General features: G+C 70.3%; 19 protein-coding genes. 17 read left to right on the plus strand and 2 right to left on the minus strand.

All coding sequences use genetic code 11. The features are described 5' to 3' along the window. Position 1: 1 nt before the first annotated feature. Entirely contained in the window at positions 2-550 is a 549-nt protein-coding gene (locus ACFYWY_RS14365; protein WP_389184954.1) for a TetR/AcrR family transcriptional regulator, read from the minus strand. Positions 551-974: 424 nt separating this feature from the next. Between ACFYWY_RS14365 and ACFYWY_RS14370 the strand changes: the two genes are divergently transcribed. Genes ACFYWY_RS14370 through ACFYWY_RS14380 form a run of 3 tightly spaced genes read left to right on the plus strand, consistent with a single transcriptional unit; the run spans position 975 to position 5,745 of the window. Then, positions 975-3,560 (plus strand): molybdopterin-dependent oxidoreductase, encoded by a 2,586-nt coding sequence (locus tag ACFYWY_RS14370; RefSeq protein ID WP_389184957.1) that lies wholly within the window; start codon positions 975-977, stop codon positions 3,558-3,560. Further along, complete coding sequence (locus ACFYWY_RS14375; protein WP_389184960.1) at positions 3,557-4,513, plus strand: FAD binding domain-containing protein; 957 nt, start codon at positions 3,557-3,559, stop codon at positions 4,511-4,513. Before ACFYWY_RS14370 ends, ACFYWY_RS14375 begins: the two co-directional genes overlap by 4 nt. A gap of 53 nt (positions 4,514-4,566) precedes the next feature. Next, a complete protein-coding gene (locus ACFYWY_RS14380; protein ID WP_389184963.1) occupies positions 4,567-5,745 on the plus strand; it encodes an XdhC family protein in 1,179 nt (392 codons plus the stop codon). Positions 5,746-5,831: 86 nt separating this feature from the next. Here ACFYWY_RS14380 and ACFYWY_RS14385 read toward each other — a convergent pair whose 3' ends face one another. Further along, a complete protein-coding gene (locus ACFYWY_RS14385; RefSeq protein ID WP_389184966.1) occupies positions 5,832-6,662 on the minus strand; it encodes an NAD(P)H-binding protein in 831 nt (276 codons plus the stop codon). Positions 6,663-6,871: 209 nt separating this feature from the next. Between ACFYWY_RS14385 and ACFYWY_RS14390 the strand changes: the two genes are divergently transcribed. The 14 genes from ACFYWY_RS14390 (at position 6,872) to ACFYWY_RS14455 (ending at position 26,013) form a co-directional block, all read left to right on the plus strand. Next, positions 6,872-8,053: an ROK family protein gene (locus tag ACFYWY_RS14390; RefSeq protein ID WP_389184969.1), complete on the plus strand. Its 1,182-nt coding sequence runs from the start codon at positions 6,872-6,874 to the stop codon at positions 8,051-8,053. 249 nt (positions 8,054-8,302) lie between these two features. Further along, positions 8,303-9,826: a sugar ABC transporter ATP-binding protein gene (locus ACFYWY_RS14395; protein ID WP_389184972.1), complete on the plus strand. Its 1,524-nt coding sequence runs from the start codon at positions 8,303-8,305 to the stop codon at positions 9,824-9,826. Further along, positions 9,823-10,857, plus strand: coding sequence for an ABC transporter permease (locus ACFYWY_RS14400; RefSeq protein ID WP_389184975.1), 1,035 nt, complete (start codon positions 9,823-9,825; stop codon positions 10,855-10,857). Before ACFYWY_RS14395 ends, ACFYWY_RS14400 begins: the two co-directional genes overlap by 4 nt. Before the next feature lie 81 nt (positions 10,858-10,938). Next, positions 10,939-11,985 (plus strand): substrate-binding domain-containing protein, encoded by a 1,047-nt coding sequence (locus ACFYWY_RS14405; RefSeq protein ID WP_389184978.1) that lies wholly within the window; start codon positions 10,939-10,941, stop codon positions 11,983-11,985. Between the two features lie 236 nt (positions 11,986-12,221). After that, a complete protein-coding gene (locus ACFYWY_RS14410) occupies positions 12,222-13,508 on the plus strand; it encodes a Gfo/Idh/MocA family protein (protein WP_389184981.1) in 1,287 nt (428 codons plus the stop codon). A gap of 9 nt (positions 13,509-13,517) precedes the next feature. Continuing rightward, positions 13,518-14,522, plus strand: a complete 1,005-nt coding sequence (locus ACFYWY_RS14415) for a sugar phosphate isomerase/epimerase family protein (protein WP_389184984.1) — start codon at positions 13,518-13,520, stop codon at positions 14,520-14,522. Positions 14,523-14,864: 342 nt separating this feature from the next. After that, positions 14,865-18,563 carry a ThuA domain-containing protein gene (locus ACFYWY_RS14420; RefSeq protein WP_389184987.1) on the plus strand — a complete coding sequence of 1,233 codons (3,699 nt, stop codon included), beginning with the start codon at positions 14,865-14,867 and terminating at the stop codon, positions 18,561-18,563. A 69-nt stretch (positions 18,564-18,632) separates the two neighbouring features. Beyond that, on the plus strand, positions 18,633-19,802 hold the full coding sequence (locus ACFYWY_RS14425) for an inositol-3-phosphate synthase (RefSeq protein ID WP_389184990.1): 1,170 nt from the start codon (positions 18,633-18,635) through the stop codon (positions 19,800-19,802). A 29-nt stretch (positions 19,803-19,831) separates the two neighbouring features. Beyond that, complete coding sequence (locus tag ACFYWY_RS14430) at positions 19,832-21,046, plus strand: SCO3242 family prenyltransferase (protein ID WP_389185114.1); 1,215 nt, start codon at positions 19,832-19,834, stop codon at positions 21,044-21,046. Further along, positions 21,043-21,912 carry a sugar phosphate isomerase/epimerase family protein gene (locus tag ACFYWY_RS14435; protein ID WP_389184993.1) on the plus strand — a complete coding sequence of 290 codons (870 nt, stop codon included), beginning with the start codon at positions 21,043-21,045 and terminating at the stop codon, positions 21,910-21,912. Before ACFYWY_RS14430 ends, ACFYWY_RS14435 begins: the two co-directional genes overlap by 4 nt. Next, entirely contained in the window at positions 21,909-22,538 is a 630-nt protein-coding gene (locus ACFYWY_RS14440) for an EboA domain-containing protein (protein ID WP_389184996.1), read from the plus strand. Before ACFYWY_RS14435 ends, ACFYWY_RS14440 begins: the two co-directional genes overlap by 4 nt. Further along, complete coding sequence (locus tag ACFYWY_RS14445) at positions 22,538-23,386, plus strand: TatD family hydrolase (protein ID WP_389184999.1); 849 nt, start codon at positions 22,538-22,540, stop codon at positions 23,384-23,386. The genes ACFYWY_RS14440 and ACFYWY_RS14445 overlap by 1 nt, the downstream gene beginning before the upstream one ends. Positions 23,387-23,398: 12 nt before the next feature. Then, positions 23,399-24,616, plus strand: coding sequence for a metabolite traffic protein EboE (gene eboE, locus ACFYWY_RS14450; protein WP_389185002.1), 1,218 nt, complete (start codon positions 23,399-23,401; stop codon positions 24,614-24,616). Further along, entirely contained in the window at positions 24,613-26,013 is a 1,401-nt protein-coding gene (locus ACFYWY_RS14455) for an alkaline phosphatase family protein (protein ID WP_389185005.1), read from the plus strand. Before eboE ends, ACFYWY_RS14455 begins: the two co-directional genes overlap by 4 nt. Positions 26,014-26,020 lie beyond the last annotated feature (7 nt).

The following is a 26,020-nucleotide window of genomic DNA, read 5'->3' on the forward strand; positions in this document are numbered from 1 at the left end:
TTCATGGGGTGTCTCTCTCGGTGAGTCCGACGATGAGGGCTTCGGCGGCGGGGCGTAGCAACGCGGCGCCGTCCGGCGTCAATTCCAGGCCGCGAACAAGGGCGATGGCGATGTCAGCGGCCTGCGCCGGGGTCACGGTCGTGGTGCCGGCCGCGGCGAAGGCTTCGGCGAGCAGGTCGTGCAGGTCGGTGGTGAACTGCTCAACGGTCGGCCCGCAGAGCCGGTCGGTGGTGTCGATCAGCTCCGAGGCGTGCGGGGAGTCCTCGACGACTTTCTGGAAGAGGTCGAGCTTGGCGCCGAGGATCCCGCGGACGCGTTCGTGTGGCGTGGCCTCGGCGACCGAGGCCTCTTTGGCCTGGGCCAGCGCCTGGTCGTGCAGGCGCTCGGCGAGCCGCAGGAAGGCGTCGTCCTTGTTACGTACGTACTGGTAGACGGCGGCGCGGGACATGCCCGCCGCCCGTGCGATGTCTTCCATGGTGGTGCGGCGCACGCCGTGCTTGGTGAACGTCGCGTACGCCGCGTCGAGCACCTGGTCGAGTCGGGAGTTCATGGCTCCATTGTGCTGGGCATCAGATCGGCTACAGGGCCGGACGAAGCCGGGTTCTGACAGGTGAACAGGTTCCGGTCGGCCTCGCTGTGCGGCACTCGCGACGTTCCCGTCGTCGACTTGTCATGCTGACATTCTATGCATGAAACGTCAGATTGCACAACGGGGGTCGCTCGCCTTCTCTGCGGCGTGCCGGAAACCCTCTGCGGCAGCAGACTGACACTCAAGGGCAAGTGGCACTCGAAGCTGATGCGGCTGATCGGGTGCCGTATGCGGGACCCGGAAATGAGCAGTTTTTACTCATCCCGTCGCCCTCTTGATCCATCAGGGTTGTCTCCACTGCAGCAAGCGGGCAAGCAAGCGGGCTGCGCGGCAGCGACAAGCGGCAGGTACCCGGGCTTCTCTCCTCTTCCAAGGAATTTCGCACATGGATGTAACGGTCAACGGATCTGCGCGTCAGGTCGGGAGCGAACCAGACGCCACCGCGGTCCAGCTCTTGCGTGAGACGTTGGGCCTGACGGGGACGAAACTGGTCTGCGGGGCGGGTGTCTGCGGGGCGTGCACGGTCCACGTCGACGGTGTCCCGAAGGTGGCCTGCCTGACCCCGGTGGCAGCCCTGGAAGGCAAGTCAGTCACCACTGTGGAGGGTCTGCAGGGCAAGCACCCGGTCCAACGGGCGTTCGCCGCCCATGACGCACTGCAGTGCGGCTACTGCACGCCCGGGTTCGTCATGGAAGCCTCGAGTTTCGTGGACCAGTGGCGGGCCGGGCACGGCGACACCGCCCCTTCGCGGGCCGAGATCGCCGCCGCCCTGGCTGGCCATCTGTGTCGCTGCGGTGCGTACGAGGGAATCTACGCGGCTGTCGCCGCGGCGTGCACGGGCGCACACGACACGGATGAGGCTCCGCCGCCTCGCGTGGAAGCGATGCAGAAGATCACCGGCCAGGCCCAGTACACGACGGACGTCCAGCCGGACGGCCTCCTCGACGGGGTCATCATCCGCTCCCGGCACGCCCATGCCCGCGTCAGGTCAGTGACCGGCGGCAACAAGTTGGTCGACATGCTGCCCGAAGACCGTACGGTCCGATACGTAGGCCAGCCGATAGCCGCCGTCGCGGCGGAGACCCTCGCCGCGGCCGAGACTGCCGCCGAGCGGGTCCAGGTGGACTACGAGGTTCTGCCGGCCGCCGTCGATCTGGGCGAGGCCCAGCTCCCGGACAGCCCGGTGGTCTATCCCACCAAGGAAGAGCGGAAGCAGGCCCCCGCCTCTGCCGAGGGGCTTGTGATGCCCGCCAAGTGGAACGGGAACGTACGAGGCCCGGTGCGGATGAACTGGCGCGGCTCTCTCGCCCTCAAGCGGGTCGAGCAGGCCCGCGCGCACGGCGAGGACCGGCGGCTGGTCGAGGCCACATTCACGGCCGAACCCCAGGTGCACACCGCGCTTGAGCCGCACGCGTGCCTGGCGTCGTGGGACAGCGACGGCGACCTTCACCTCTGGGTGTCCACCCAGGCTCTCGCCGAGGTTGCCGAGCGCGCCGCCGAGCGATTGGGTCTGCGGCCCGGGCAGGTGCATGCCTCCGCGGTGCACGTCGGAGGCGGATTCGGTTCGAAACTCACCTTGACCAGCGACATCGTCGCCGCGGCGGAACTGGCCAGGCTGCACGCGGCCCCGGTGCGGGTCGTCCTGAACCGGGCCGAGGAACTCACCGACGGCGGCCACCGGCCCGGTGCCCGGGCCGATATCGCCATGCTCACCGACGACGACGGGAATCTGGCCGCGCTGACCCTCGACGTGCACGGAGACGGTGGCACATCCGTCGGATCGGGCGTGGCCGCGCTTGCACGGTTCATCTACGGAAACGCTCCGCGGCGGCTGCGCGACTTCGACGTCGTCACCAACCGGCCTCCTGCCACCCCCTTCCGCGGACCCGGCGGACCGCCCCTGGCCTGGGCGCTGGAGCAGGCCGTCGACGAAACGGCCCACCGCCGAGGGGAAGACCCCATCGCGCTGCGCCGCCGCTGGGACGGCAACTCCAAGCGGCGAGCCCTCTACGACGTGGCAGCGGCTCTGCCGTTGTGGACCGGCCGGCCCGCCGTCGGCTCCCAGACCGGCCGCTTCCGGCGCGGTGTGGGCATCGCCGCCGCCAACTGGATGTACTTCCTCGACCCGGGAACGCAGGTCGAACTCACCGTCGAAGAGGGCATCGTGGTCGCCCGCACGGCCACCCAGGACATGGGGCAGGGCTCCCGGTCCGTCATCGCCGAAGCGATCGCCGCCGAACTGGGTCTGCCTCCGGAGCGGGTGCGCGTCGACATCGGCCGTACGGGAACCGTCCACGGACCCACCTCGGGCGGCAGCCGGACCACCCCCTCGATCGCGCCCGCCGCCCGCGACGCCGCCGCTCGCCTGCGCTCCGCGCTCGCCGCCAAGGCTTCGGGGCGGGGCGCCGGCGGCACCGTGGAACAGCTTCTCGCCGAGGGCGAGGGCCTTCGAGTGGTCGGCAAACGCCGACGGGACCGCCTCGGCTACGCCACTCCCGTACAGGTCGGCGGCGTGACCATCGGCAGGGGCTTCACCGGCGCTGTTCATGTCACCGAGGTCGAGGTCGACACCCGCCTCGGCCAGACGCGCGTAACGCGCGTGTGGGGCGGGATCGCCGCCGGTCGCCTGTACTCGCCGGCTCTGGCCCTCAGCCAGTGCCAGGGGGGCATCGTCCAGGGCATCGGTTACGCCCTGTACGAGGAGCGCGTCACCGACCCACGGACCGGTGTCGTGCTGAGCGACAACCTTGAGGACTACCGCATCCCCGGGATCGGCGACATTCCCGAGATCGACATCCACTTCCACGAGGAGGGTTTCGATCACGTCGACGGCGGCGGGGTCGGCCTGGGAGAGGTCTGCACGATGCCGGTTGCCGCGTCCGTCGGCAACGCCGTCCACGCCGCCACCGGGTGGCGCCCCCATCACCTGCCGATCCGCCCGGACCGGCTCCTGGAAGGACTGCGCGCGTGAACCAGCCCCTCACCCTCGACGAGGCCGCGGCCGCCGTTCTCGACAACGGCGCGGAATTGCGCGCCGGGGGCACCGACACCACAGCCCGCCGACGCGGCGGAGTCACGCGCAGCGCCGCCGTCCAGATCCCCCTGCTCCCCGCCATGCACGGCATCACCCGCCAGGCCGACGGGACCACGCGGATAGGAGCGCTGACCGGTGTCGCAGAGCTGTCCGCCGACCCCGGGCTGCAGGCGGACTATCCCGCCCTGGCCCACACGGCGGGCGCACTGGCCACGCCGCAGATCCGAACCGCCGGCACCCTGGGCGGCAACCTTCTCCAGCACAACCGCTGCTGGTACTACCGCAATCCCCACTTCAGTTGCTACCGCGACGGAGGCGAGGGCTGTCCCGCCCGCACCGGGATCCACGTGCACGCCGCAGTGATCGACCAAGGGCCCTGCATCGCCCCGCATCCCTCGTCGATCGCGATCGCCCTGCTCAGCTATGACGCACGGATCGACGTACATGAAGCGGGGACCTTGAGCGTCGCCGACCTGTACGGCGACGGATCCGACCCCACGCGTGACCATCTGCTCGCCCCGCAGCACATCCTCACCGCCGTCACCCTGCCGCCCCCGCTGCCCGGCGAACGGGCCTCCTACAACCGGGCCATCAGCCGCGCCATGGCGGAATGGCCGCTGGTCGAAGCGGTGGCCCGGGTGACCGTCTCCGACGACATCGTCACCGCGGTCGCGGTCGCTGCCGGCGGCATCGCCCATACCCCACTGCGGCTGCCGGAAGTCGAGGACGCCCTGCTCGGGCGTGAGCCGACACCCGAGAACCTGTTCACCGCCGCGACCGCGGCCACCGGACGCTGCTCGCCCCTGCCCCAGACCCGCTACAAGGTGGAGCTGCTCCGCGACACCGTTCTCGACGTGCTCGAAAAGGCGATCGGGACCGAGACCGACTGACAACGGCCACCTGACAACCACTCAGAACTGATCCGGAGAGCCAGAGTTCGCCGATGCACGACATCGCCCAGCAATTGCACGCCTGGCGAGCCGCGGGCCGCGGCTTCGCGGTGGCCACCGTGGTGGCGGTCTCGGGCAGCGCCCCCCGCCCGCCCGGTGCCGCGCTGGCGGTGAGCACGGACGGCCAGACCGTGGGCAGCGTCTCCGGAGGATGTGTGGAGGCGGCCGTCTACGAGCTGTGTCTCGAAGCGCTCCGCACCGGACAGCCGGTGCTGCAGCGCTTCGGATACAGCGAAGAGGACGCCTTCGCGGCCGCCTTGACCTGCGGCGGGATCATCGACATCTTCGTCCAGCCGGTGCCGCCGGGCCCGGAGCCGGCCTTTGACACCGTGCTGGACTCCATCTCCGGGGACGAGCCCGTAGCTCTGGTGCGTGTCATCGAGGGTCCGGCCAGCCTGCTGGGGGCCGCGCTCGGGGTTCAGCCCAACCTCCACCTCGGGAGTCTCCCCGACGGCCTCGACCCGGCGGGGCAACGCAGCGCTCTCGAGCTCGCTGCCGTCACGCAGGCCCGCGCCCTCCTCGAGGCGGGAAAGACAGGGACATTCGAGCTTGCCCCGGACGGCCGGTCCTGCGACCCGCACACGCAACAGACCGTCACGTTCTTCGTCGAGTCCCATGTGCCCGCGCCCCGGATGCTGATCTTCGGCGCCATCGACTTCGCCGGGGCCGTCGCACGCCTGGGCGGTTTCCTGGGCTACCGGGTGACGATCTGCGACGCCCGGGAAGTGTTCGCCACCGAGGCGCGTTTCCCTTACGCCGACGAGGTCGTGGTCGGCTGGCCGCATCTCTACCTCGACCGCGAGGCCGCCGCGGGCAGGCTGGACGGCCGCACCGTGGTCTGCGTCCTCACGCACGACCCCAAGTTCGACATCCCGCTCCTGGAGCGGGCCCTGCGGATACCGCTCGGCTACATCGGAGCCATGGGCTCCCGACGCACCCACCACGACCGCCTCGCCCAGCTGTGCGAGGCCGGGCTCACCGAATCCGAGATCGGCAGACTTCACTCGCCCATCGGCCTGGACCTCGGTGCCCGTACCCCTGAGGAAACCGCCGTCGCCATCGCGGCGGAGATCGTCGCGGGCAACCGCGGCGGAGGCTGTCTGCCGCTCACCGGCGGCGTCGGCCCCATCCACCGAGCACGGCACGTCCCCACATTTGCCGAAGTCCCTTGAGCCGAAGCCTTGAACCGAAGCTGTGAGCCGAAGCCGCCGGGACCGGTCCGCAGACGGTGTACACAGCGGTTCGCTGAAACCGGAACCTAGGCGAACGCGCCCGCGTTGGCCTGCGCCCACTGCCGGAACGTACGCGGCTCCCTGCCCGTAACCTCCTCCACCGTCGGCAGCACTCGCGACTCGTCGATCGTGCCGTCGGAGTAGAAACTGAAGAAGGCGTCGACGTACTCGGCCGGCATCTGCGTGCTCATCTCCGCCCGCGCCTCCTCGTCGGACTGCCCCTCGAAGCGCAGTTCGCGGCCGAGTACTTCGCCCAGGATCCGCACCCGGTCCGCCGGGAGCAGCGATTCCGGTCCGGACAGGGCGTAGACGCGGCCCTCGTGCTCCACGGTACGCAGCGCCGCCGCCGCGACCGCCGCGATGTCCCACGGGTCGATGTTCGCGATCCGTACGCCCGCCCACGGCGCGCGCACCACGTCGCCCGTGCGCAACTGGTCCGCCCACTGCAAGGTGTTGGTCATGAAGCCGCCCGGCCGCAGGAAGGTCCAGGGCAGGCCGGACTCCCGTACCGCCGTCTCGGACTCGATCATGTAGCGGGATATGACGTTACCGAGGTCGCCGCCGCCGGCGGAGCTCCCCGACAGGAGCACCACGCGTGCCGCGCCCGCCCGGCGGATCTCCGCCAGGGTCACGGGCATGTTCTCGTACCCCGGGAGCAGAAAGACCGCGCTCACGCCCGTGAGCGCGGGGATCAGAGACTCGGGGCTGTTGAGATCGCCCGCCGCGGCTTCGGCGCCCGGCGGGAGCCGGGAAGCGTCCCCGCCGCGGCTCAGCCCGCGGACCGGCTCGCCCGCCTCGGCCAGCTGCTTGACCAGCGCCGATCCCACGTTCCCCGTGGCACCTGTCACCAGGATCATGCGAATTCCCCTCTCGAAGCCCCGCGGTGTCCCTGAGTTCAGTCTGTGGTCCTTCGGTCTCCATCGGCGAGCAGAGCTTTGTCCCGGGTGTGGAGAAAGTTGTACCGGAACACTGCTCAAGTTCTTCCCACTCAGGGAAAGCGCTGCTACGTTCCCCTCGAAAGCACGACGGAGAGGCCTGGAACGGCGGGGAGGGGCACGTGAGACGCATGACCGCTCGACCCGCGAACGCGCACCAGGCGCGACTGCTCAGGCTGTTGCGCGACGGTGGGCCCAACTCCCGAGCCCAGCTGGGCGATCAGGTGGACCTGTCCCGTTCCAAGCTCGCCGTGGAGGTCGACCGGCTCCTTGAGACCGGGCTCGTGGTCGCGGACGGCCTTGCCGCCTCGCGCGGCGGGCGGCGCTCCCACAACATCCGGCTCGCACCCGCACTGCGCTTCCTCGGCGTCGACATCGGCGCCACCTCGATCGATGTGGCCGTCACCAACGCCGAGCTGGAAGTGCTCGGCCACCTCAACCACCCCATGGACGTACGCGAGGGCCCGGTCGCCGTCTTCGAGCAGGTGCTGTCGATGGCGGCCAAGCTCAGGGCCTCCGGACTCGCCGAAGGCTTCGACGGCGCCGGCATCGGCGTCCCCGGCCCGGTCCGCTACCCCGAAGGCGTGCCGGTCGCGCCGCCGATCATGCCCGGCTGGGACGGCTTCCCGGTGCGTGAGGCGCTCAGCCAGGACCTGGGCTGCCCGGTCATGGTCGACAACGATGTGAACCTGATGGCGATGGGGGAGCAGCACGCGGGCGTCGCCCGCTCCGTCGGCGACTTCCTCTGCATCAAGATCGGTACGGGCATCGGCTGCGGCATCGTCGTCGGCGGTGAGGTCTACCGCGGTACGACGGGCAGCGCCGGCGACATCGGCCATATCCAGGTCGAACCGGACGGCCGCGCCTGCGCCTGCGGCAACAAGGGCTGCCTGGAAGCCCACTTCAGCGGCGCCGCGCTGGCCCGCGACGCCGAGGACGCGGCCCGCACCGGCCGGTCGGAGGAGCTCGCCGCCCGGCTGGAGGCGGCGGGACGGCTCACGGCCGTGGATGTCGCGGCCGCCGCGGCCGCGGGCGACGCCACCTCGCTCGACCTCATCCGCGAGGGCGGCAACCGCGTCGGCCAGGTCATCGCGGGACTGGTCAGCTTCTTCAACCCCGGTCTTGTGGTGATCGGCGGCGGGGTGACCGGCCTCGGCCACACGCTGCTGGCGAGCGTACGGACCCAGGTCTACCGCCAGTCGCTGCCGCTGGCGACCGGCAATCTCCCCATCGTGCTGGGCGAGTTGGGGCCGACCGCCGGAGTGATCGGCGCGGCCAGGCTCATCAGCGACCACCTGTTCTCGCCGGCCTGACACGACCGGGCCGGACGATCGCACCACGCCAGGTGCGCCGCAAGGCGCGAGCACCACCGGCAACAGAGCCACCCGCAAGAGAAGTACCGGCAACAGAGCCACCCGCAGGAAAGCACCGGCAGCAGAGCCACCCGCAGGAAAGACCGCCAACAGAGCTCCCCGCAACACAAGAGCCACCCGCAACGGAACCACCCGCACCAGCACAGCGCCCTGCCCGCTCACCGGCCGCACCCGCCGAGGGGATTCGTCATGGCACCAGAACCACCCCTGCTCACGATGTCCGGCATCACCAAGTCGTTCCCGGGCGTCCGCGCCCTCGACGGTGTGGACCTGGACGTCCAGGCCGGCGAGGTCCACTGCCTCCTCGGCCAGAACGGCGCCGGCAAATCCACCCTGATCAAGGTGCTCGCCGGAGCCCATCAGCCCGACACCGGCGAGATCACCTGGCGCGGCGACGCGGTAGCCCTCAAATCGCCCATCGCCGCCATGCGCCTCGGCATCGCCACCATCTACCAGGAACTCGACCTGGTCGAAGGACTGTCCGTCGCCGAGAACGTCTTCCTCGGGCACGAGCCCACCTCGGCCGGTTTCGTCGTACGCGGCAGGGAAGCCAGGTCGGCAACCGCCACGATTCTGGGGCGACTTGGGCACCCGGAGATCGACCCGGCCCGCCACGTCGGCGATCTCTCCGCCGCACAGCAGCAAATCGTCTCCATGGCCCGCGCGCTCTCCCACGAAGTACGGCTCATCGTGATGGACGAGCCCTCCGCCGCCCTCGACCCCGACGAGGTCGACAACCTCTTCCGTATCGTCGGCAGTCTGACCGCCGACGGCGTGGCCGTCGTCTACATCTCCCACCGGCTCGAAGAGATCCGCCGCATCGGCGACCGGGTGACCGTGCTCAAGGACGGCCGGGCGGTCGCCGTCGGCCTGCCCGCACGCGACACTCCCACCCGCGACATCGTTGCCATGATGACCGGACGGAACGTCGAGTACGTCTTCCCCGAGCGGCCCGACCCGGCCCGCGCGGCTGACCGGCAGCCGGTGCTGCGGGTCGAAGGGCTCGCCAGGGAAGGGGAGTTCGCGCCCGTCGACCTGGAGCTGCGCCCCGGTGAGATCGTCGGGCTCGCCGGACTCGTCGGCTCCGGACGCTCCGAGATCCTGGAGACGATCTACGGCGCACGCAAACCCAGCGCCGGACGCGTCCTCGTCGACGGCAGCCCGCTGCGCCCCGGCAGCGTCCGCTCGGCCGTCCGCGCCGGAGTCGGACTCGCCCCCGAGGAGCGCAAGGCGCAGGGGCTGCTGATGCTGGAGTCCGTCACCCGCAATGTCTCCGTCTCCTCCCTCTCCCGCTTCTCCCGCGGCGGCTGGCTCGACCGCAGCCGGGAGCGCGCCGCCGCACAGCAGGCGACCAGGGAACTCTCACTGCGGCCCGACAACCCCGACGCCCGCATCCGCACCCTCTCCGGCGGCAATCAGCAAAAGGCCGTGCTCGCCCGCTGGCTGCTGCGCGGCTGCCGGGTGCTGCTCCTCGACGAGCCCACCCGCGGCGTCGACGTCGGCGCCCGCGCCGAGCTGTACGCCGTGATCCGCCGGCTGGCCGACGAAGGCCTCGCCGTACTTCTCGTATCCAGCGAAGTGCCCGAAGTCCTGGGCCTCGCCGACCGGGTGCTGGTGCTCCGCGAGGGCAGCGTCGTGCACACGGCCGACGCCCGGGAGCTCGACGAGCACCGCGTACTCGACCTTGTGATGGAAGGGAGCCCGACGGCATGACGCAGCCAGCCTCTCCGGCGCGGCAGGACGCGCCGATACCCACCGCCAAGTCCGCACCGGCAGGCGGAGGTTGGCGTCGCCCGCTCGGACTGCGCGCCGATGTCCGCAATCTCTCGCTGCTCGGCGTCCTCGCCGTACTGATCGCGGTCGGCGGCATCACCAAGCCCGATGAATTCCTCGATGTCAGCAACCTTCAGCTCGTCCTCACGCAGGCCTCCATCATCGGCGTCGTCACCGTCGGCATGACCTTCGTGATCACCAGCGGCGGCATCGACCTGTCGGTCGGCGCGATCGTGGCGCTGGCCTCGGTGTGGGCCACTACGGTGGCCACACAGGAGTACGGCTTCGCGGGCATCCTCTTCACCGCGGTGATCGTCGGACTCGGCTGCGGTCTGGTGAACGGACTGCTCATCGCGTACGGCGGGATGGTGCCGTTCATCGCGACGCTCGCCATGCTGGCATCCGCCCGAGGACTCGCCCTCCAGATCACGGACGGCAAGACCCAGATGGTCACCGTGAACTCCGTACTGGATCTGGGCATCAAGGACGCGTACATCCTCGGCATCCCGCCGCTGGTGCTGGTCTTCGCGGCCGTCACGGTCATCGGCTGGCTGCTGCTGAACCGTACGACCTTCGGGCGGCGGACCGTCGCGGTCGGCGGCAACGCGGAAGCCGCCCGCCTCGCCGGCATCGACGTACGGCGCCAGCGGCTCTATCTGTATCTGCTCTCCGGACTGTGCTGCGGAATCGCCGCCTTCATGCTCATCGTGCTGGCCGGCTCGGGACAGAACACCAACGGCAATCTCTACGAACTCGACGCCATCGCCGCGGCGATCATCGGCGGCACCCTGCTCAGCGGCGGCCGGGGCACCATCGTCGGCTCGGTCCTCGGCGTCCTCGTGTTCACCACCATCACCAACATCTTCGCCCTCAACAACCTTGAGAGCGCCGTCCAGCAGATCGCCAAGGGCGCGATCATCGTCGCCGCCGTCCTGATCCAGCACCGAACGTTGCGCGGCAGCGAGACCTGACCCCCGCCTCACCCCGACCCCTCCACTTCCCCCGTCTGTCGAACCGTCCAGCGAACCGCCCAGCTGAAGGGTTGATCCGTCATGCCAGAAATCCCAGCCACCAGCCGCAGAGGCCTGCTCTTCGGGACCGCCGCCGTCTCCGCCGGAGCACTGCTGACCGCCTGCACCAGCAACGAGCCCAAGAAGTCGGAGGCAGCCACCGACAATGCGCCGGCCGCCGACGACAAGCCGGGCAAGGCCGTCACCATCGGCTTCGCCGGGCCCCAGGCCGACCACGGCTGGCTCAACGCGATCAACGAGAACGCCAAGTCGCGGGCGAAGAAGTACTCCGAGGTGACCCTGGAGATCACCGAGGGCTCGAACGACACCGCCGCCCAGATCGGCCAGGTCCAGACGCTGATCAACAAGAAGGTCGACGTACTCGTCATCCTGCCCGCCGACGGCAAGGCGCTGACCCAGGTCGGCCTGCAGGCCATGAAGGCGGGCATCCCCGTCATCAACCTGGACCGGATCTTCGCCTCCCCGCAGGCGTACCGCTGCTGGATCGGCGGCGACAACTACGGCATGGGCCTCAACGCCGGCAACTACATCGGCGAGAAGCTCAAGGACAAGCCGAACGCCAAGGTCATCGAGCTGGCCGGGCTCGACAATCTGGAGCTCACCAAGCAGCGCACCCAGGGCTTCGACGATGCCTTGAAGAACTACCCCAACATCAGGAAAGCGGCCCGCCAGGCCGCCGACTTCACCGTCGAGTCCGGTCAGGCGAAGATGGCCCAACTCCTGCAGGCGCAGAGCCAGTTCGATGCTCTGTGGAACCACGACGACGACCAGGGCGTGGGCGCGCTGCGCGCCATCGCACAGGCCGGCCGCAAGGACTTCCTGATGGTCGGCGGCGCCGGAGCCAAGTCCGCGATGGACGCCATCAAGGCAGACAACAGCGTCCTGAAGGCCACCGTTCTCTACCCGCCCACCATGGCCGCCTCCGCCATCGATCTCGCCCGCGCGCTCGGGCAGGGCAAGGGCGTCACCGGCATGTCGGAGCTGGAGATCCCTGCCTCGATCACCCTCTACTCGGCCGTCGTGACCAAGGAGAACGTCGACGAGTACCTGCCCACCGGCTTCAGCTGACCGGTCCCGGCAGCGTGTCCCAAATGCCCCACCGAACAAGCGACGAGGAGGAACCCGTGTGACTCCTCCACCCGTAAACGGGGTGGCTTCTCACTCGGCCTGTAGAGCCTCATGACGGCCAAGCCCTGACCGCTGCCCGAAGGCAGGGTCAAAGCGTACTACGCCGCTTCGTGGCTCCGAGGGCGAAGACTGAGTTTCCCTCCCGCCTGGAGGCCGGATCCTACGCAAGGAGAGAGATGGAACAGACGGACAGTGAGGCCACCCCGCCGACCATCGGCGTCGGCATGGTCGGATACGCGTTCATGGGCGGCGCCCACTCACAGGGGTGGCGCACCGTCGGACGCGTCTTCGACCTGCCGTTGCGGCCGGTCCTCGCCGCGATCGGCGGCCGTGACGAGGCAGCCGTGCGGGCCGCGGCCGACAGACACGGCTGGGCTGCGGCGGAGACCGACTGGCGCGACCTCGTGACCCGCGACGACGTGCAGCTCGTCGACATCTGCACACCGGGTGACAGCCATGCGGAGATCGCGATCGCGGCGCTGGAGGCGGGCAAGCACGTTCTGTGCGAGAAGCCGCTGGCCAACTCCGTCGCCGAGGCCGAGGCGATGGTCACGGCGGCCGAACGCGCCCGGGAGCGCGGGCAGTTGGCGATGGTCGGCTTCAACTACCGGCGCGTGCCGGCGATCGCTTACGCGCGCCGGCTGATCGCAGAGGGCAGGCTCGGCACATTGCGGCATGTGCGCTTCACCTATCTCCAGGACTGGCTGGTCGACCCTCAGTTCCCGCTCACCTGGCGGCTCAGGCGCGAGCATGCCGGCTCGGGCGCGCTGGGCGATCTGGGCGCGCACATCGTGGACCTGGCGCAGTATCTGGCGGGGGAGCCGCTGGTCGGGGTCTCGGCACTGTCGGAGACGTTCGTACGGGAGCGTCCACTGCTCGCCGGCGCTTCGGCCGGTCTCTCCGCTTCGGGCGGCGCCGAGCGGGGGCCGGTCACCGTAGACGACGCGGCCGTGTTCACCGGGCGGCTCGCGTCGGGGGCGCTCGCCTCCTTCGAGGTCACCCGGATGGCCTCGGGCCGCAAGAACGCCCTGCGGCTCGAAATCAACGGCGAGCTGGGGTCGTTGGCCTTCGACCTGGAGCGGCTCAACGAGCTGTCCTTCCACGACCACACCGAGCCCGCCGCCTCATCCGGCTTCCGGCGGATCCTGGTCACCGAGTCGGAGCATCCGTATCTGGAGGCGTGGTGGCCGCCCGGCCACGCGCTGGGCTACGAGCACACCTTCGCCCACCAGGCGCGCGATCTGGTCGAGGCGATCGCCACGGGCACCGACCCGACGCCGTCGTTCGCGGACGGACTGCAGGTGCAGCGGGTGCTCGCCGCGGTGGAGGAGAGCGCGGAGAGGAGCGCCGTCTACACCCCCGTACCCACATCCGCGCAGCCATCCGTACCGACAACCGCACAGACAACCGCACAGACACCCGCACAGACACCCGCGCAGACATCCGTACAGGCACAGGTCTAGGAGGTCGCAATGCCACGTCCGTTCACGCTCTTCACCGGCCAGTGGGCCGATCTGCCGCTGGAGGAGGTCTGCCGGCTGGCCCGCGACTTCGGCTACGACGGCCTGGAACTCGCCTGCTGGGGAGATCACTTCGAGGTCGACAAGGCGCTCGCCGATCCCTCGTACCTCGACGGCCGGCACGCCCTGCTCGACAAGTACGGCCTGAAATGCTGGGCGATCTCCAACCATCTGGTCGGACAGGCCGTCTGCGACAGCATCATCGACGAACGCCACGAGGCGATCCTGCCCGCCCGCATCTGGGGGGACGGCGAGGGCGAGGGCGTACGGCAGCGGGCCGCGGCCGAGATCCAGGACACCGCTCGTGCGGCGGCCGCCTTCGGGGTGCGTACCGTCATCGGCTTCACCGGCTCCTCGATCTGGCATCTGCTGGCGATGTTCCCGCCGGTGCCCGAGCGGATGATCGAGCACGGATACGAGGACTTCGCCGAGCGCTGGAACCCGATCCTCGACGTCTTCGACGCGGAGGGCGTGCGCTTCGCCCACGAAGTGCATCCCAGCGAGATCGCGTACGACTACTGGACCACCAAGCGCGCGCTGGAGGCGGTCGGCAACCGGCCGGCCTTCGGACTCAACTTCGACCCGAGCCACTTCGTCTGGCAGGACCTCGACCCGGTCGGATTCCTCTACGACTTCCGGAACCGGATCTACCACGTGGACTGCAAGGAGGCGCGCAAGCGCCTCGACGGCCGCAACGGCCGGCTCGGTTCGCATCTGCCGTGGGGGGATCCGCGGCGCGGCTGGGACTTCGTCTCTGCCGGACACGGTGACGTGCCGTGGGAGGACGTCTTCCGGATGCTGCATTCGATCGGCTACGACGGCCCGATCTCGGTGGAATGGGAGGACGCGGGCATGGACCGCCTCATGGGTGCCCCACAAGCGCTTGCCGATCTGAAGCGATTCGATTTCGACCCGCCCACGGCCTCCTTCGACGCGGCCTTCGGAGGCGGCGACTAGGACATAGGGCCAGCTCCGAGCCCGGCGGTGCGTCCGCCGCCGGGCAGGTCCGGGCTGCCCGACGACGGCTTTGTCCTGCCGTAGGAAAAAGTTGAACTTCCCTGCTGCACAAGGGCTTTCCGACGTGGACGAACCCCGATACGGTCCATGAGGTGTACAGGACATAGGTGGTCCCCGGCGTGACGGCGCACTCCGGTTCCCACGGCGATCAGCCCGGTGCGCGGTGCAGGACGAGCACCGCGCCGCGAGCGCGGAACGTACGCGCTCCACCCCCAGCCCGCCCGGCGATTGAGGGCAGAACACCGCCCCGCCCGTTCGACCGGCCCATCCCGGAGGACATTCGTGCACAGGAAAAGGCTCAGAGTCCGCAAGGCACTCGCACTGATCACCGGCAGCCTTCTCGCCGCCACATCGCTGGCTCTCACCGCGCCGCAGACGGCGCTCGCCGCGGATCCCGAACCGGCCCCGGCCGCCGAGGAGTTCCAGCAGGTCACCCTCGCCAAGGGCGGTGAGGAGACCGGCGAACCGATGTCGCTGGCCGTACTGCCCGACCGCAGCGTGCTGCACACCTCCCGCAACGGCGAGCTGCGGATGACCGACAGCGCGGGCAACACCCGTGTGGTGGGCGCCATCCCCGTCTACTCGCACGACGAGGAAGGCCTTCAGGGCATCGGCCTCGACCCCGAGTTCGGCGAGAACCGCTTCATTTACCTGTACTACGCGCCCCCGCTGAGCACCCCCGCCGACGACGCCCCGAACGACGGCACCGCCGAGGACTTCGCGAAGTTCGACGGCGTCAACCGACTCTCCCGCTTCGTGCTCAAGGCCGACGGCACCCTCGACAACGCCAGCGAGAAGAAGATCATCGACATCCCGGCGACCCGCGGCATCTGCTGCCACGTCGGCGGCGACATCGACTTCGACGCGCAGGGCAATCTCTACCTGTCGACCGGCGACGACTCCAACCCCTTCGCCTCCGACGGATACACCCCCATCGACGAGCGGCCGGGCCGCAACCCCGCGTACGACGCCCGCCGCACCTCCGGCAACACCAACGACCTGCGCGGCAAGATCCTGCGGATCAAGGTCAACGACGATGCGAGCTACTCCGTCCCCGACGGCAACCTCTTCGCGCCCGGGACGGCCAAGACCCGGCCCGAGATCTACGCCATGGGATTCCGCAACCCCTTCAGGTTCAGCGTCGACAAGAAGACCGGGATCGTCTACGTCGGCGACTACGGCCCAGACGCGGGCGCGGCCGACCCCAAGCGCGGCCCGGGCGGCCAGGTCGAGTTCGCCAGGATCACCAAGCCCGGCAACTTCGGCTGGCCCTTCTGCACCGGCAACAACAACGCCTACGTCGACTACGACTTCGCGACCAAGACGTCCGGAGCCACCTTCGACTGCGCGGCTCCCAAGAACGAATCGCCGTACAACACCGGCCTGGTCGACCTCCCGCCTTCGCAGCCGGCCTGGATCCCCTACGACGGTGGTTCGCTGCCCGAGTTCGGCACCGGCTCCGAGTCCCCGATGGGCGGACCCGTCTATCGCTACGACGCGGCCTCCACGTCCCCGGTGAAGTTCCCGGAGGCGTACGACGGAGACTTCTTCGCCGGTGAGTTCGGCCGACGCTGGATCAAGCGGATCGAGCAGGGCGCGGACGGCGCGGTCCAGTCCATCAACCCTGTCCCGTGGACCGGCACCCAGATCATGGACATGGCCTTCGGACCCGATGGCGCGCTGTACGTACTCGACTACGGCACCGCCTGGTTCGGCGGCGACGAGAACTCCGGCCTCTACCGCATCGAGAACGCCACCGGCGGACGCTCCCCGGTGGCCGAGGCAGCCGCGAACAAGACCTCCGGCAAGGCGCCGCTGCGGGTCGCGTTCTCCTCGGCGGGCACTGCCGACGGCGACGGAGACGCCCTGACCTACGCCTGGGACTTCGGCGACGGCGGCAAGTCCACCGCGGCCAACCCCACGTACACGTACCGGAAGAACGGCACCTACACGGCGACCGTCACCGCCAAGGACCCCACCGGCCGTACCGGCTCGGCGAGCGTCCGCGTCGTCGTCGGCAACACCGCACCCACGGTGACCCTGGAACTGCCCGGCGAGGGAACGCTGTTCAGCTTCGGCGACGAGATCCCCTTCAAGGTCAAGGTCACCGATCCCGAAGACGGCGCCGCCGGGCCGATCGACTGCGCAAAGGTGAAGGTGACCTACATCCTCGGCCATGACAGCCACGGCCACCCGGTCACCTCGGCCAACGGCTGCACCGGCACCATCAAGACCTCGGCCGACGGCGGCCACGACCCCAACGCCAATATCTTCGGAGTCTTCGACGCCGAGTACACCGACGGCGGGGGCGGCGGCCAGGCCGCGCTCACCAGCCACGACCAGGCGCAGCTCCAGCCGCGCCACCGGCAGGCCGAGCACTACAACAACTCCTCGGGCGTCACGCTCCAGAACAAGGGCAGCGCCCACGGCGGCAAGACGGTCGGCGACATCCACAACAACGACTGGATCTCCTTCAAGCCCTACAACCTGACCGGGTCCACCAAGCTCACCGCCCGTATCTCCTCCGGCGGCGTCGGCGGCTTCCTCGAGGTGCGCACCGGATCTGCGGACGGCCCGATCCTCGGTTCCGCACCGGTGCCGGTCACCGGCAGCTGGGACACCTTCCAGGACGTCGGCGTACCGCTGCGGGCGGTGCCGAAGAAGACCACCGAACTGTTCCTGGTCTTCAAGGGCGGCGACGGAGCGCTCTACGACGTCGACGACTTCGAGCTCTCCAACAGCGCACCCGACCGGACCGCCAAGCGGGTCCTGGTCTTCTCCAAGACCGCCGGCTTCCGCCACGACTCCATCCCGGCCGGCGTCGCGGCACTCAAGGAACTCGGCAAGGCCGGCAACATCACGGTCGACGCGACCGAGGAGGCCGGCCAGTTCACCACCAGCAACCTCGCCCGGTACGACGCGGTCGTGTTCCTGTCCACCACCGGTGACGTACTGGGCGCAGAGCAGCAGAAGGCGTTCGAGAACTACGTCGCCACCGGCGGCGGCTACATGGGCGTGCACGCCGCGGCCGACACCGAGTACGACTGGAAGTTCTACGGCGGCCTCGTCGGCGCGTACTTCGACTCCCACCCGCAGATCCAGCCCGCCACCGTGCGGGTCGAGGACCACACCCATCCGTCGACCACCCACCTGGACGACGCCTGGGAGCGCACCGACGAGTGGTACAACTACCGCACCAACCCGCGCACGCAGGCCCGTGTGCTGGCGACCCTGGACGAAACCACCTACCAGGGCGGCACCATGAAGGGCGACCACCCGATCGCCTGGTGCCAGACCTACGAGGGCGGCCGCGCCTTCTACACCGGTGGTGGCCACACCAAGGAGTCGTACGCCGAGCCGGCCTTCCGCCAGCATCTGCTGGGCGGCCTGCGCTATGCGTCCGGCCAGGTCAAGGCCGACTGCAAGCCGAAGACCGGATACCGGCCGATCTTCAACGGCAAGACCCTGGACGGCTGGAAGCAGGCCGGGCCCGGAAAGTTCAACGTCGTCGACGGCGAACTGCGCACCGAGGGCGGCATGGGCATGCTCTGGTACCAGGCCAAGGAGCTGAAGTCGTACTCGCTCAAGCTCGACTGGAAGATGGCGGGCGACGACAACTCCGGCGTCTTCGTGGGCTTCCCGGCCTCCGACGACCCGTGGTCGGCGGTGAACAACGGCTATGAGGTGCAGATCGACGCGACGGACGCTGCCGACCGCACCACCGGCGCCGTCTATGGCTTCAAGTCGGCCGACATCGAGGCCCGCGACCGCGTCCTGCGGCCGCCCGGCCAGTGGAACAGCTACGAAATCCGTGTGCAGGGTGAACGGCTCCAGATCTTCCTCAACGGCGTGAAGATCAACGATTTCACCAACACCGACCCGGTACGCAGCCTGAAGGACGGCCACATCGGCATCCAGAACCACGGTGCCGACGACCAGGTGTCCTTCCGGAACATCCAACTCAGGGAGCTGCCCACCTAGGCGCGCCCGTCAGACGACGGCGGGCGGGGAGGCGCCGTACCCCCCGCCCGCCGTCTTCCACCACACCGAATGGCAGGGAGGCAGCCCGTGTCCGCTGAGTCCGCTGAGCCCGCTTCGTTCGCGAAGCCCGCTCAAGGAAGTACCGGTGTCTGGTTCGTCGGAGCCCGCGGCTCCGTCGCCACCACCGCGGTGGCCGGATGTGCGGCGGTCACCGCCGGGCTGCATTCCCCGACCGGCATGGTCACAGAAACGCCTCCTTTCGCCGACGCCGGTCTGCCGGCTCTGTCGTCCCTCGTCTTCGGTGGGCACGACACCGCGCACTGTCCGCTGCCCAAGCGGGCGGAGGAACTGACGGCGGCCGGGGTGCTGCCGCACGGCCTCGCGGCGGCGGTACGCGGTGAACTGACCGCCGCGGACAGCGAGATACGCCCCGGCGGGCCGCAGTCCGGCGACACCCGGAGCGACGAAGACCTCATCGTCGCCTTCGCCGCGGACCTGGTCGACTTCCGGGTGCGAAGGGGGCTGGCCCGGGTGGTCGTCGTCAACGTCTCCTCCACCGAACCGCAGCCCGGGCCGGACGCCGTACGGCTGCCGCCGAGTTCCCTGTACGCGGCCGCGGCACTGCGGGCCGGCTGCCCCTTCGTCAACTTCACCCCCTCCACCGGGCTGCGCACCGCGGCCCTCACGGACGCCGCCGCGGCAAGTGGACTTCCCCACGCGGGCCGCGACGGCAAAACAGGCCAGACGCTGCTCCGTTCCGTACTCGCCCCGATGTTCGTGCAACGCGCCCTGTCCGTACGGGCATGGTCGGGCACCAATCTGCTGGGCGGCGGGGACGGAGCGGCGCTGGCCGACCCGGCTGCGGCGGCCGCGAAGAACGCCGGCAAGGAACGCGTCCTGGCCGACACGCTGGGCCACACCCCGGAGGGCGAGGTCCACATCGACGATGTACCGGCGCTGGGTGACTGGAAGACCGCGTGGGACCACATCGCGTTCGAGGGCTTCCTCGGTTCGCGGATGATCCTGCAGACGATCTGGCAGGGCTGCGACTCGGCGCTCGCGGCGCCGCTGGTCCTGGACCTGGCTCGACTGACCGCCCGCGCCCATGAGGCAGGTCTGTCGGGGCCGCTGCCGGAACTCGGCTTCTACTTCAAGGACCCGGACGGCGGCCCTGCGGGCCTCCCGGAACAGTTCGATCAACTGCTGTCGTTCGCCGCCCGGCTGCGGGAGGCCAGGTGACACGGGCACTGCGGGCGTGGGCGGAACTGCTGCGCGCGCCGTTTTTGATGTGCCTCTCGCGCGGTTCGGCGCTGGGGCGCCTTCCTGGCTTCGAGCCACTGCGACGGACTCCGCCCGTCGGCGGGGACGGGGGCGTGATGCTGCAGGCATGGGCGGAGCTGCTGCGCGTCTCCGCCCTGTTCACCGTCCCGGGCGACGCCCTGGCCGGTGCGGCGACCCTGGGCACCCGCCCCAACCGCGGCACGGCGCTCGCGGTGGGCGCATCTCTGTGCCTGTACGAGGCGGGCATGGCCCTCAACGACTGGGCGGACCGCGAGGAGGACGCGGTGGACCGTCCGCACCGCCCGATCCCCTCGGGCCGCATCACGCCGGCGGCCGCGCTCACGGCGGCCGGTGCGCTGACGGCGGCGGGCCTGGCCCTCGCGTCCCGCGCGGGCCGCCCGGCTCTGGCGGTGGCGACAGCGTTGTCAGCAACGGTCTGGTCGTACGACCTGCACTTCAAACACACGCCCGGGGGACCGGCGGCGATGGCTGCGGCGCGGGGGCTGGATTTGGTACTGGGCGCGGTGGCGACGGGCACGTCACCCGGGCGCGGAAGCCTGGGGCGCGGGCCCTTGCGGGAGCCGGCCGGCGGCGCGGGCGTGCGCGGGGCAGCGCTTGTCGCGTTGCCGTCCGCCGCCGTGCTCGCGGCGCATACCTACGCCGTCACCACCGTCTCGCGACGCGAGGCGCAGGGAGGCTCGACCATCGCACCGCTCGCCGCGCTCGCGGCGACCCTCGGGCTCGGCGTACTCGCGGCACGCGAGCGGCGCGCTGTGGGGAGGCCCGGGGTGGGGCAGAGCCCCCAAGGGCTACCCGGAACACCTGCGCGCGCACCCGGAGCGCCCGCACCGTCGACCGCGCCCACACCGGCACCCGCACCGACACCCGCACCGTCGACCGCACCCGCACCCGCACCCGCACCGGCACCCGCACCCCCGCCCGCACGCTCACCCGCACTCGCGCTCACCCCCGCCCGCCTCCTCGCCGCCACCTACATCCGCACCGCCGCCACGCCACTCCTCCACGCCGCCCTCAATCCCTCCCCGCCGCTCACCCAGCGCGCCGTCGGCGGCGGCATCCGCGCCATGATCCCGCTCCAGGCCGCCCTCGCCGCCCGCGCCGGCGCCGACGCCACCGCCCTGGCGGTGATGGGACTCGTCCCGCTCGCCCGCAAGCTCGCACGGAAGGTGAGCCCGACATGAGCCCCGCCACCCCCCTGCGCCTCGGCTACGGCACCAACGGCCTCACGGACCTCCGCCTCACCGACGCCCTCGCACTCCTCGCCGACCTCGGTTACGACGGTGTCGGACTGACCCTCGACCACATGCACCTCGACCCGCTCGCCCCCGGCCTCCCCGGCCGGACCCGTCAAGTGGCCGACAAACTCTGCGAGTTGGACCTCGGGGTCACCATCGAGACCGGCGCACGCTATGTCCTCGACCCCCGCCGCAAACACGGCCCCTCCCTCCTCGATCCGGACCCCGACGGCCGAGCCGCCCGCACCGCCCTGCTGACGACGGCCGTCCAGGTCGCCGCCGACCTCGGCGCCCACGCCGTGCACTGCTTCAGCGGCATCACCCCCGCGGACACCGACCCGGACACCGCCTGGAAGCGGCTCGAAGAGTCACTCACCCCCGTCCTGGATGCCGCGGCCGACGCCCGAGTCCCCCTCGCCATCGAACCCGAGCCGGGCCACCTCCTCGCCACCCTCGCCGACTTCCACCACCTCCGCAGGGTCCTCGACGACCCCGAACCCCTCGGGCTCACTCTCGACATCGGCCACTGCCAGTGCCTTGAACCGGCACCGCCCGCCGACTGCATACGCGACGCCGCACCCTGGCTGCGCCATGTCCAGATCGAGGACATGCGCCGCGGCGTCCATGAACACCTTCCGTTCGGGGACGGGGAGATCGACTTCCCGCCCGTACTCGAAGCCCTCGCCGCCACCGGCTACCAGGGCCTGACCGTCGTGGAACTGCCCCGCCACTCCCACGCGGGCCCCGAACTCGCCCGCGCCTCCATCGAGTTCCTCCGTGCGCAGACGCCACTGAAGGGAGCACCGGCATGACGACGCCGACCCGCGGGGAACTCGACGCACAGCTCCCCGACGCCGCTCGCGCCTGGCTCGACGACGCCCTCGCCGAGGCCGGTCGTCACGCCACAGAGACGCCCCCGGCCGCCCCGCCCCCGTACGCCGCACCCCTCTGGGAGCTCCGGTTCGCCGCCGCGGGCCGCCACTGCGGCCGGGACCACGCCGACGCCGTACGCACCCTGCTCCTTGCCGAGGCCTGCGCGGACACCGCCACCCTCACCCGCCTCTACCACCAGGGCACCGCCGCCGAACGCCGCGCCGTGCTCCTCGCCCTGCACCCGCTCCTCCAGAGCCCCGCAGCCCTGCCGCTCGTCGAGGACGCACTGCGCACCAACGACACCCGGCTCGTCGCCGCGGCCGTCGGACCGTACGCCGCGGCCCACCTCGATTCGCACTCCTGGCGGCATGCCGTCCTCAAGTGTCTGTTCACCGGTGTGCCCGTCGACGCCGTCGCCGGACTTCGCAGCCGCGCCGCGGGCGACACCGAGCTGGCCAGGATGCTCGCCGACTACGCCGCAGAACGCACCGCCGCCGGCCGCGACGTCCCCCCAGATCTCAATCGCGTGCTGACCCTGACCGGCGAGCAGTCCGAGGAGTCCTGATGCGCATCTTCGACCCCCACATCCATATGACCTCCCGCACCACCGACGACTATCAGGCGATGTACGCCGCCGGCGTCCGCGCCCTGGTCGAACCGTCCTTCTGGCTCGGCCAGCCCCGCACCTCGCCCGCCAGCTTCTTCGACTACTTCGACGCGCTGCTCGGCTGGGAGCCCTTTCGCGCGGCGCAGTACGGCATTGCTCACCACTGCACGATCGCGCTGAACCCCAAAGAGGCGAACGACCCCCGCTGCACCCCCGTCCTCGCCGCCCTGCCCCGCTATCTCGAAAAAGACTCCGTCGTCGCCGTCGGCGAGATCGGCTACGACTCGATGACCCCCGCCGAGGACACCGCGCTCGCCGCCCAGCTCCAGCTCGCCGCCGACCACGGACTGCCCGCCCTCGTCCACACCCCGCACCGCGACAAGCTGGCCGGGCTGCACCGCACCGTCGACGTCATCCGCGAATCCGCCCTCCCCCCGGAACGCGTCCTGCTCGACCACCTCAATGAGACGACCGTGAAGCACGCCACTGACAGCGGCTGCTGGCTCGGCTTCTCCATCTACCCCGACACCAAGATGGACGAAGAGCGCATGGTCGCGATCCTGAAGACGTACGGAACCGAGAAGGTACTGGTCAACTCGGCCGCGGACTGGGGCAAGAGCGACCCCCTCAAGACCCGTAAGGTCGCCGACGCCATGCTCGCCGCCGGATTCACCGCGGACGACGTCGACCAGGTCCTGTGGCGCAACCCCGTCGCCTTCTACGGCCTCAGCGGCCGCCTCCAGCTCGACATCGCCGAACCGGAGTCCCTGCACGAGGGCAACTCCATCCTCCGCGGCGGGGAATGAGGAGGCAGACGCATGCGCTTCCGGCATCCCGACGGCACCACCGTCCACCTTTCGTACTGCACCAACGTCCACCCCGCGGAGACACTCGACGGAGTCCTCGCCCAACTGCGCGACCACTGCGAGCCGGTACGCAGACGACTCGGCCGCGACCGCCTCGGCATCGGCCTCTGGCTCGCCAAGGACGCCGCCCACGCGCTGATCACCAACCCGGCGGCGCTGCGCGGACTGCGCGCCGAACTCGACCGCCGCGGGCTGGAGGTCGTCACCCTAAACGGCTTCCCCTATGAGGGATTCGGCGCCGAAGAGGTCAAGTACCGCGTCTACAAGCCGGACTGGGCCGACCCCGAACGCCTCGCCCACACCACCGACCTGGCCCGGCTGCTCGCCGCCCTCCTTCCCGACGACGCCACCGAGGGCTCCATCTCCACCCTCCCGCTGGCCTGGCGCACCCCCTTCGACAGCGACCCGGACGCGGTCGCCACCGCTCACACCGCGCTGACCACCCTCGCCGAGCGTCTCGACGCCCTTGAGGAACTCACCGGCAAATCGATCCGGATCGCCCTCGAACCCGAGCCCGGCTGCACCGTCGAGACCACCGCCGACGCGATCGCCCCACTCACCTACGTCGCCGCGGCAACTGCCGGAAACCGCATCGGTATCTGCATCGACACCTGCCATCTCGCCACCTCCTTCGAAGACCCGCACACCGCCCTCGCCGCCCTCGCGGCGGCGGGCGTCACCATCCCCAAAGTGCAGCTGTCCGCCGCACTCCACGCCGAGGAACCCCACCTCCCCGAGGTACGCGCCGCGCTCGCCGCCTTCGCCGAGCCCCGCTTTCTCCACCAGACCCGCACCCTTCCCCGGGCTCTTCGAGCAGGGGAGACCCCATCCGCCGCGGGACTGCGCGGCACCGACGACCTCGGCGAAGCCCTCGCCGGCGACGCGCTGCCCGACGGCGCGCCCTGGCGTTCCCACTTCCACGTCCCCCTTCACTCCCCGCCCGCCCCGCCGCTCACCTCCACCCTCCCCGTACTCCAGGACACGCTGACCCGGCTCGTCGGCGGACCCACCCCCCGCACCCGCCATCTCGAGGTCGAGACCTACACCTGGCAGGCCCTGCCGCCCGAGCTGCGACCCCGCAACCGCACCCAGCTCGCCGACGGCATCGCCGCCGAACTCACCCTCGCCCGCGACCTGCTGGTCGACCTCGGCCTCAAGGAGCTGCCATGACCGGCGCCACTCACTCCACGCCCACCCCCCTGCTGGTCCTGGACGTCGTCGGCCTCACCCCCCAGCTCCTCGACCACATGCCGCACCTCAAGTCCCTGGCCCGGTCCGGCTCCCAGGCCTCCTTGTCCACCGTGCTGCCCGCAGTGACCTGCACAGCCCAGTCCACCTTCCTCACCGGCACGCTGCCCGCCGAGCACGGCATCGTCGGCAACGGCTGGTACTTCCGCGAACTCGGCGACGTCCTGCTGTGGCGCCAGCACAACGGCCTCGTCTCCGGCGACAAGATCTGGGACGCCGCCCGCCGCGCGCACCCCGGTTACACGGTCGCCAACATCTGCTGGTGGTACGCCATGGGCGCGGACACCGACATCACGGTCACCCCCCGTCCCGTCTACTACGCCGACGGCCGCAAGGAGCCCGACTGCTACACCCGGCCCCCCGCCCTGCACGACGAACTCACCGAGAAATTCGGCACCTTCCCCCTGTTCCACTTCTGGGGCCCGGGCGCGGACATCGTCTCCAGCCAGTGGATCGCCGACGCGACCCGCCACATCATGCGCACCCGCAGCCCCGACCTGACCCTGTGCTACCTCCCGCATCTCGACTACGACCTGCAGCGCTACGGCCCCGACGACCCCCGCTCCTACCGGGCAGCCGCCGAGCTCGACGCCGTCATGGCCCCGCTGCTCCACGACGCCAGGCAGGATGGCCGCACGGTCGTCGCCCTCTCCGAGTACGGCATCACCCGCGTCAGCCGCGCCGTAGACATCAACCGCGCCCTGCGCCGCGCCGGTCTCCTGGAGGTCCACACCCAGGACGGCATGGAGTACCTCGACCCGATGACCTCCCGCGCCTTCGCCGTCGCCGACCACCAGCTCGCCCATGTCTACGTGCGCCGACCGGAGGATCTCGAGGCCACCCGCGAAGCGCTTGCGGACCTCCCTGGCATCGAGCAGCTCCTGGACGACGAGGGCAAGAAGAGCCACGGCCTCGACCACCCACGCTCCGGCGAACTCGTCGCCGTCGCCGAACCCGACGCCTGGTTCACGTACTACTACTGGCTCGACGACGCCCGGGCTCCGGACTTCGCCCAGCTCGTGGAGATCCACCGCAAGCCCGGCTACGACCCCGTCGAGCTCTTCATGGATCCCCACGATCCGTACGTACGCGTCAAGGCGGCCAAGGCGATCGCCCGCAAGAAGCTCGGCATGCGCTACCGCCTCGCGGTCGTGCCCCTCGACCCCTCACCTATTCGCGGCAGCCATGGCCGCCTCCCCGCGAGCGACGACTGTGACAACGGTCCGCTCATCCTGTGCTCCACCCCCCGCGCTGTAAGCGGCCGCGTCGCGGCCACCGATGTGAAGTCCCTGCTGCTTCAACTCGCCGGCATCCACTGAACCAGAC

Origin of the sequence: Streptomyces sp. NPDC002870, from assembly GCF_042888505.1 — a bacterium.
GTDB lineage: Bacteria > Actinomycetota > Actinomycetes > Streptomycetales > Streptomycetaceae > Streptomyces.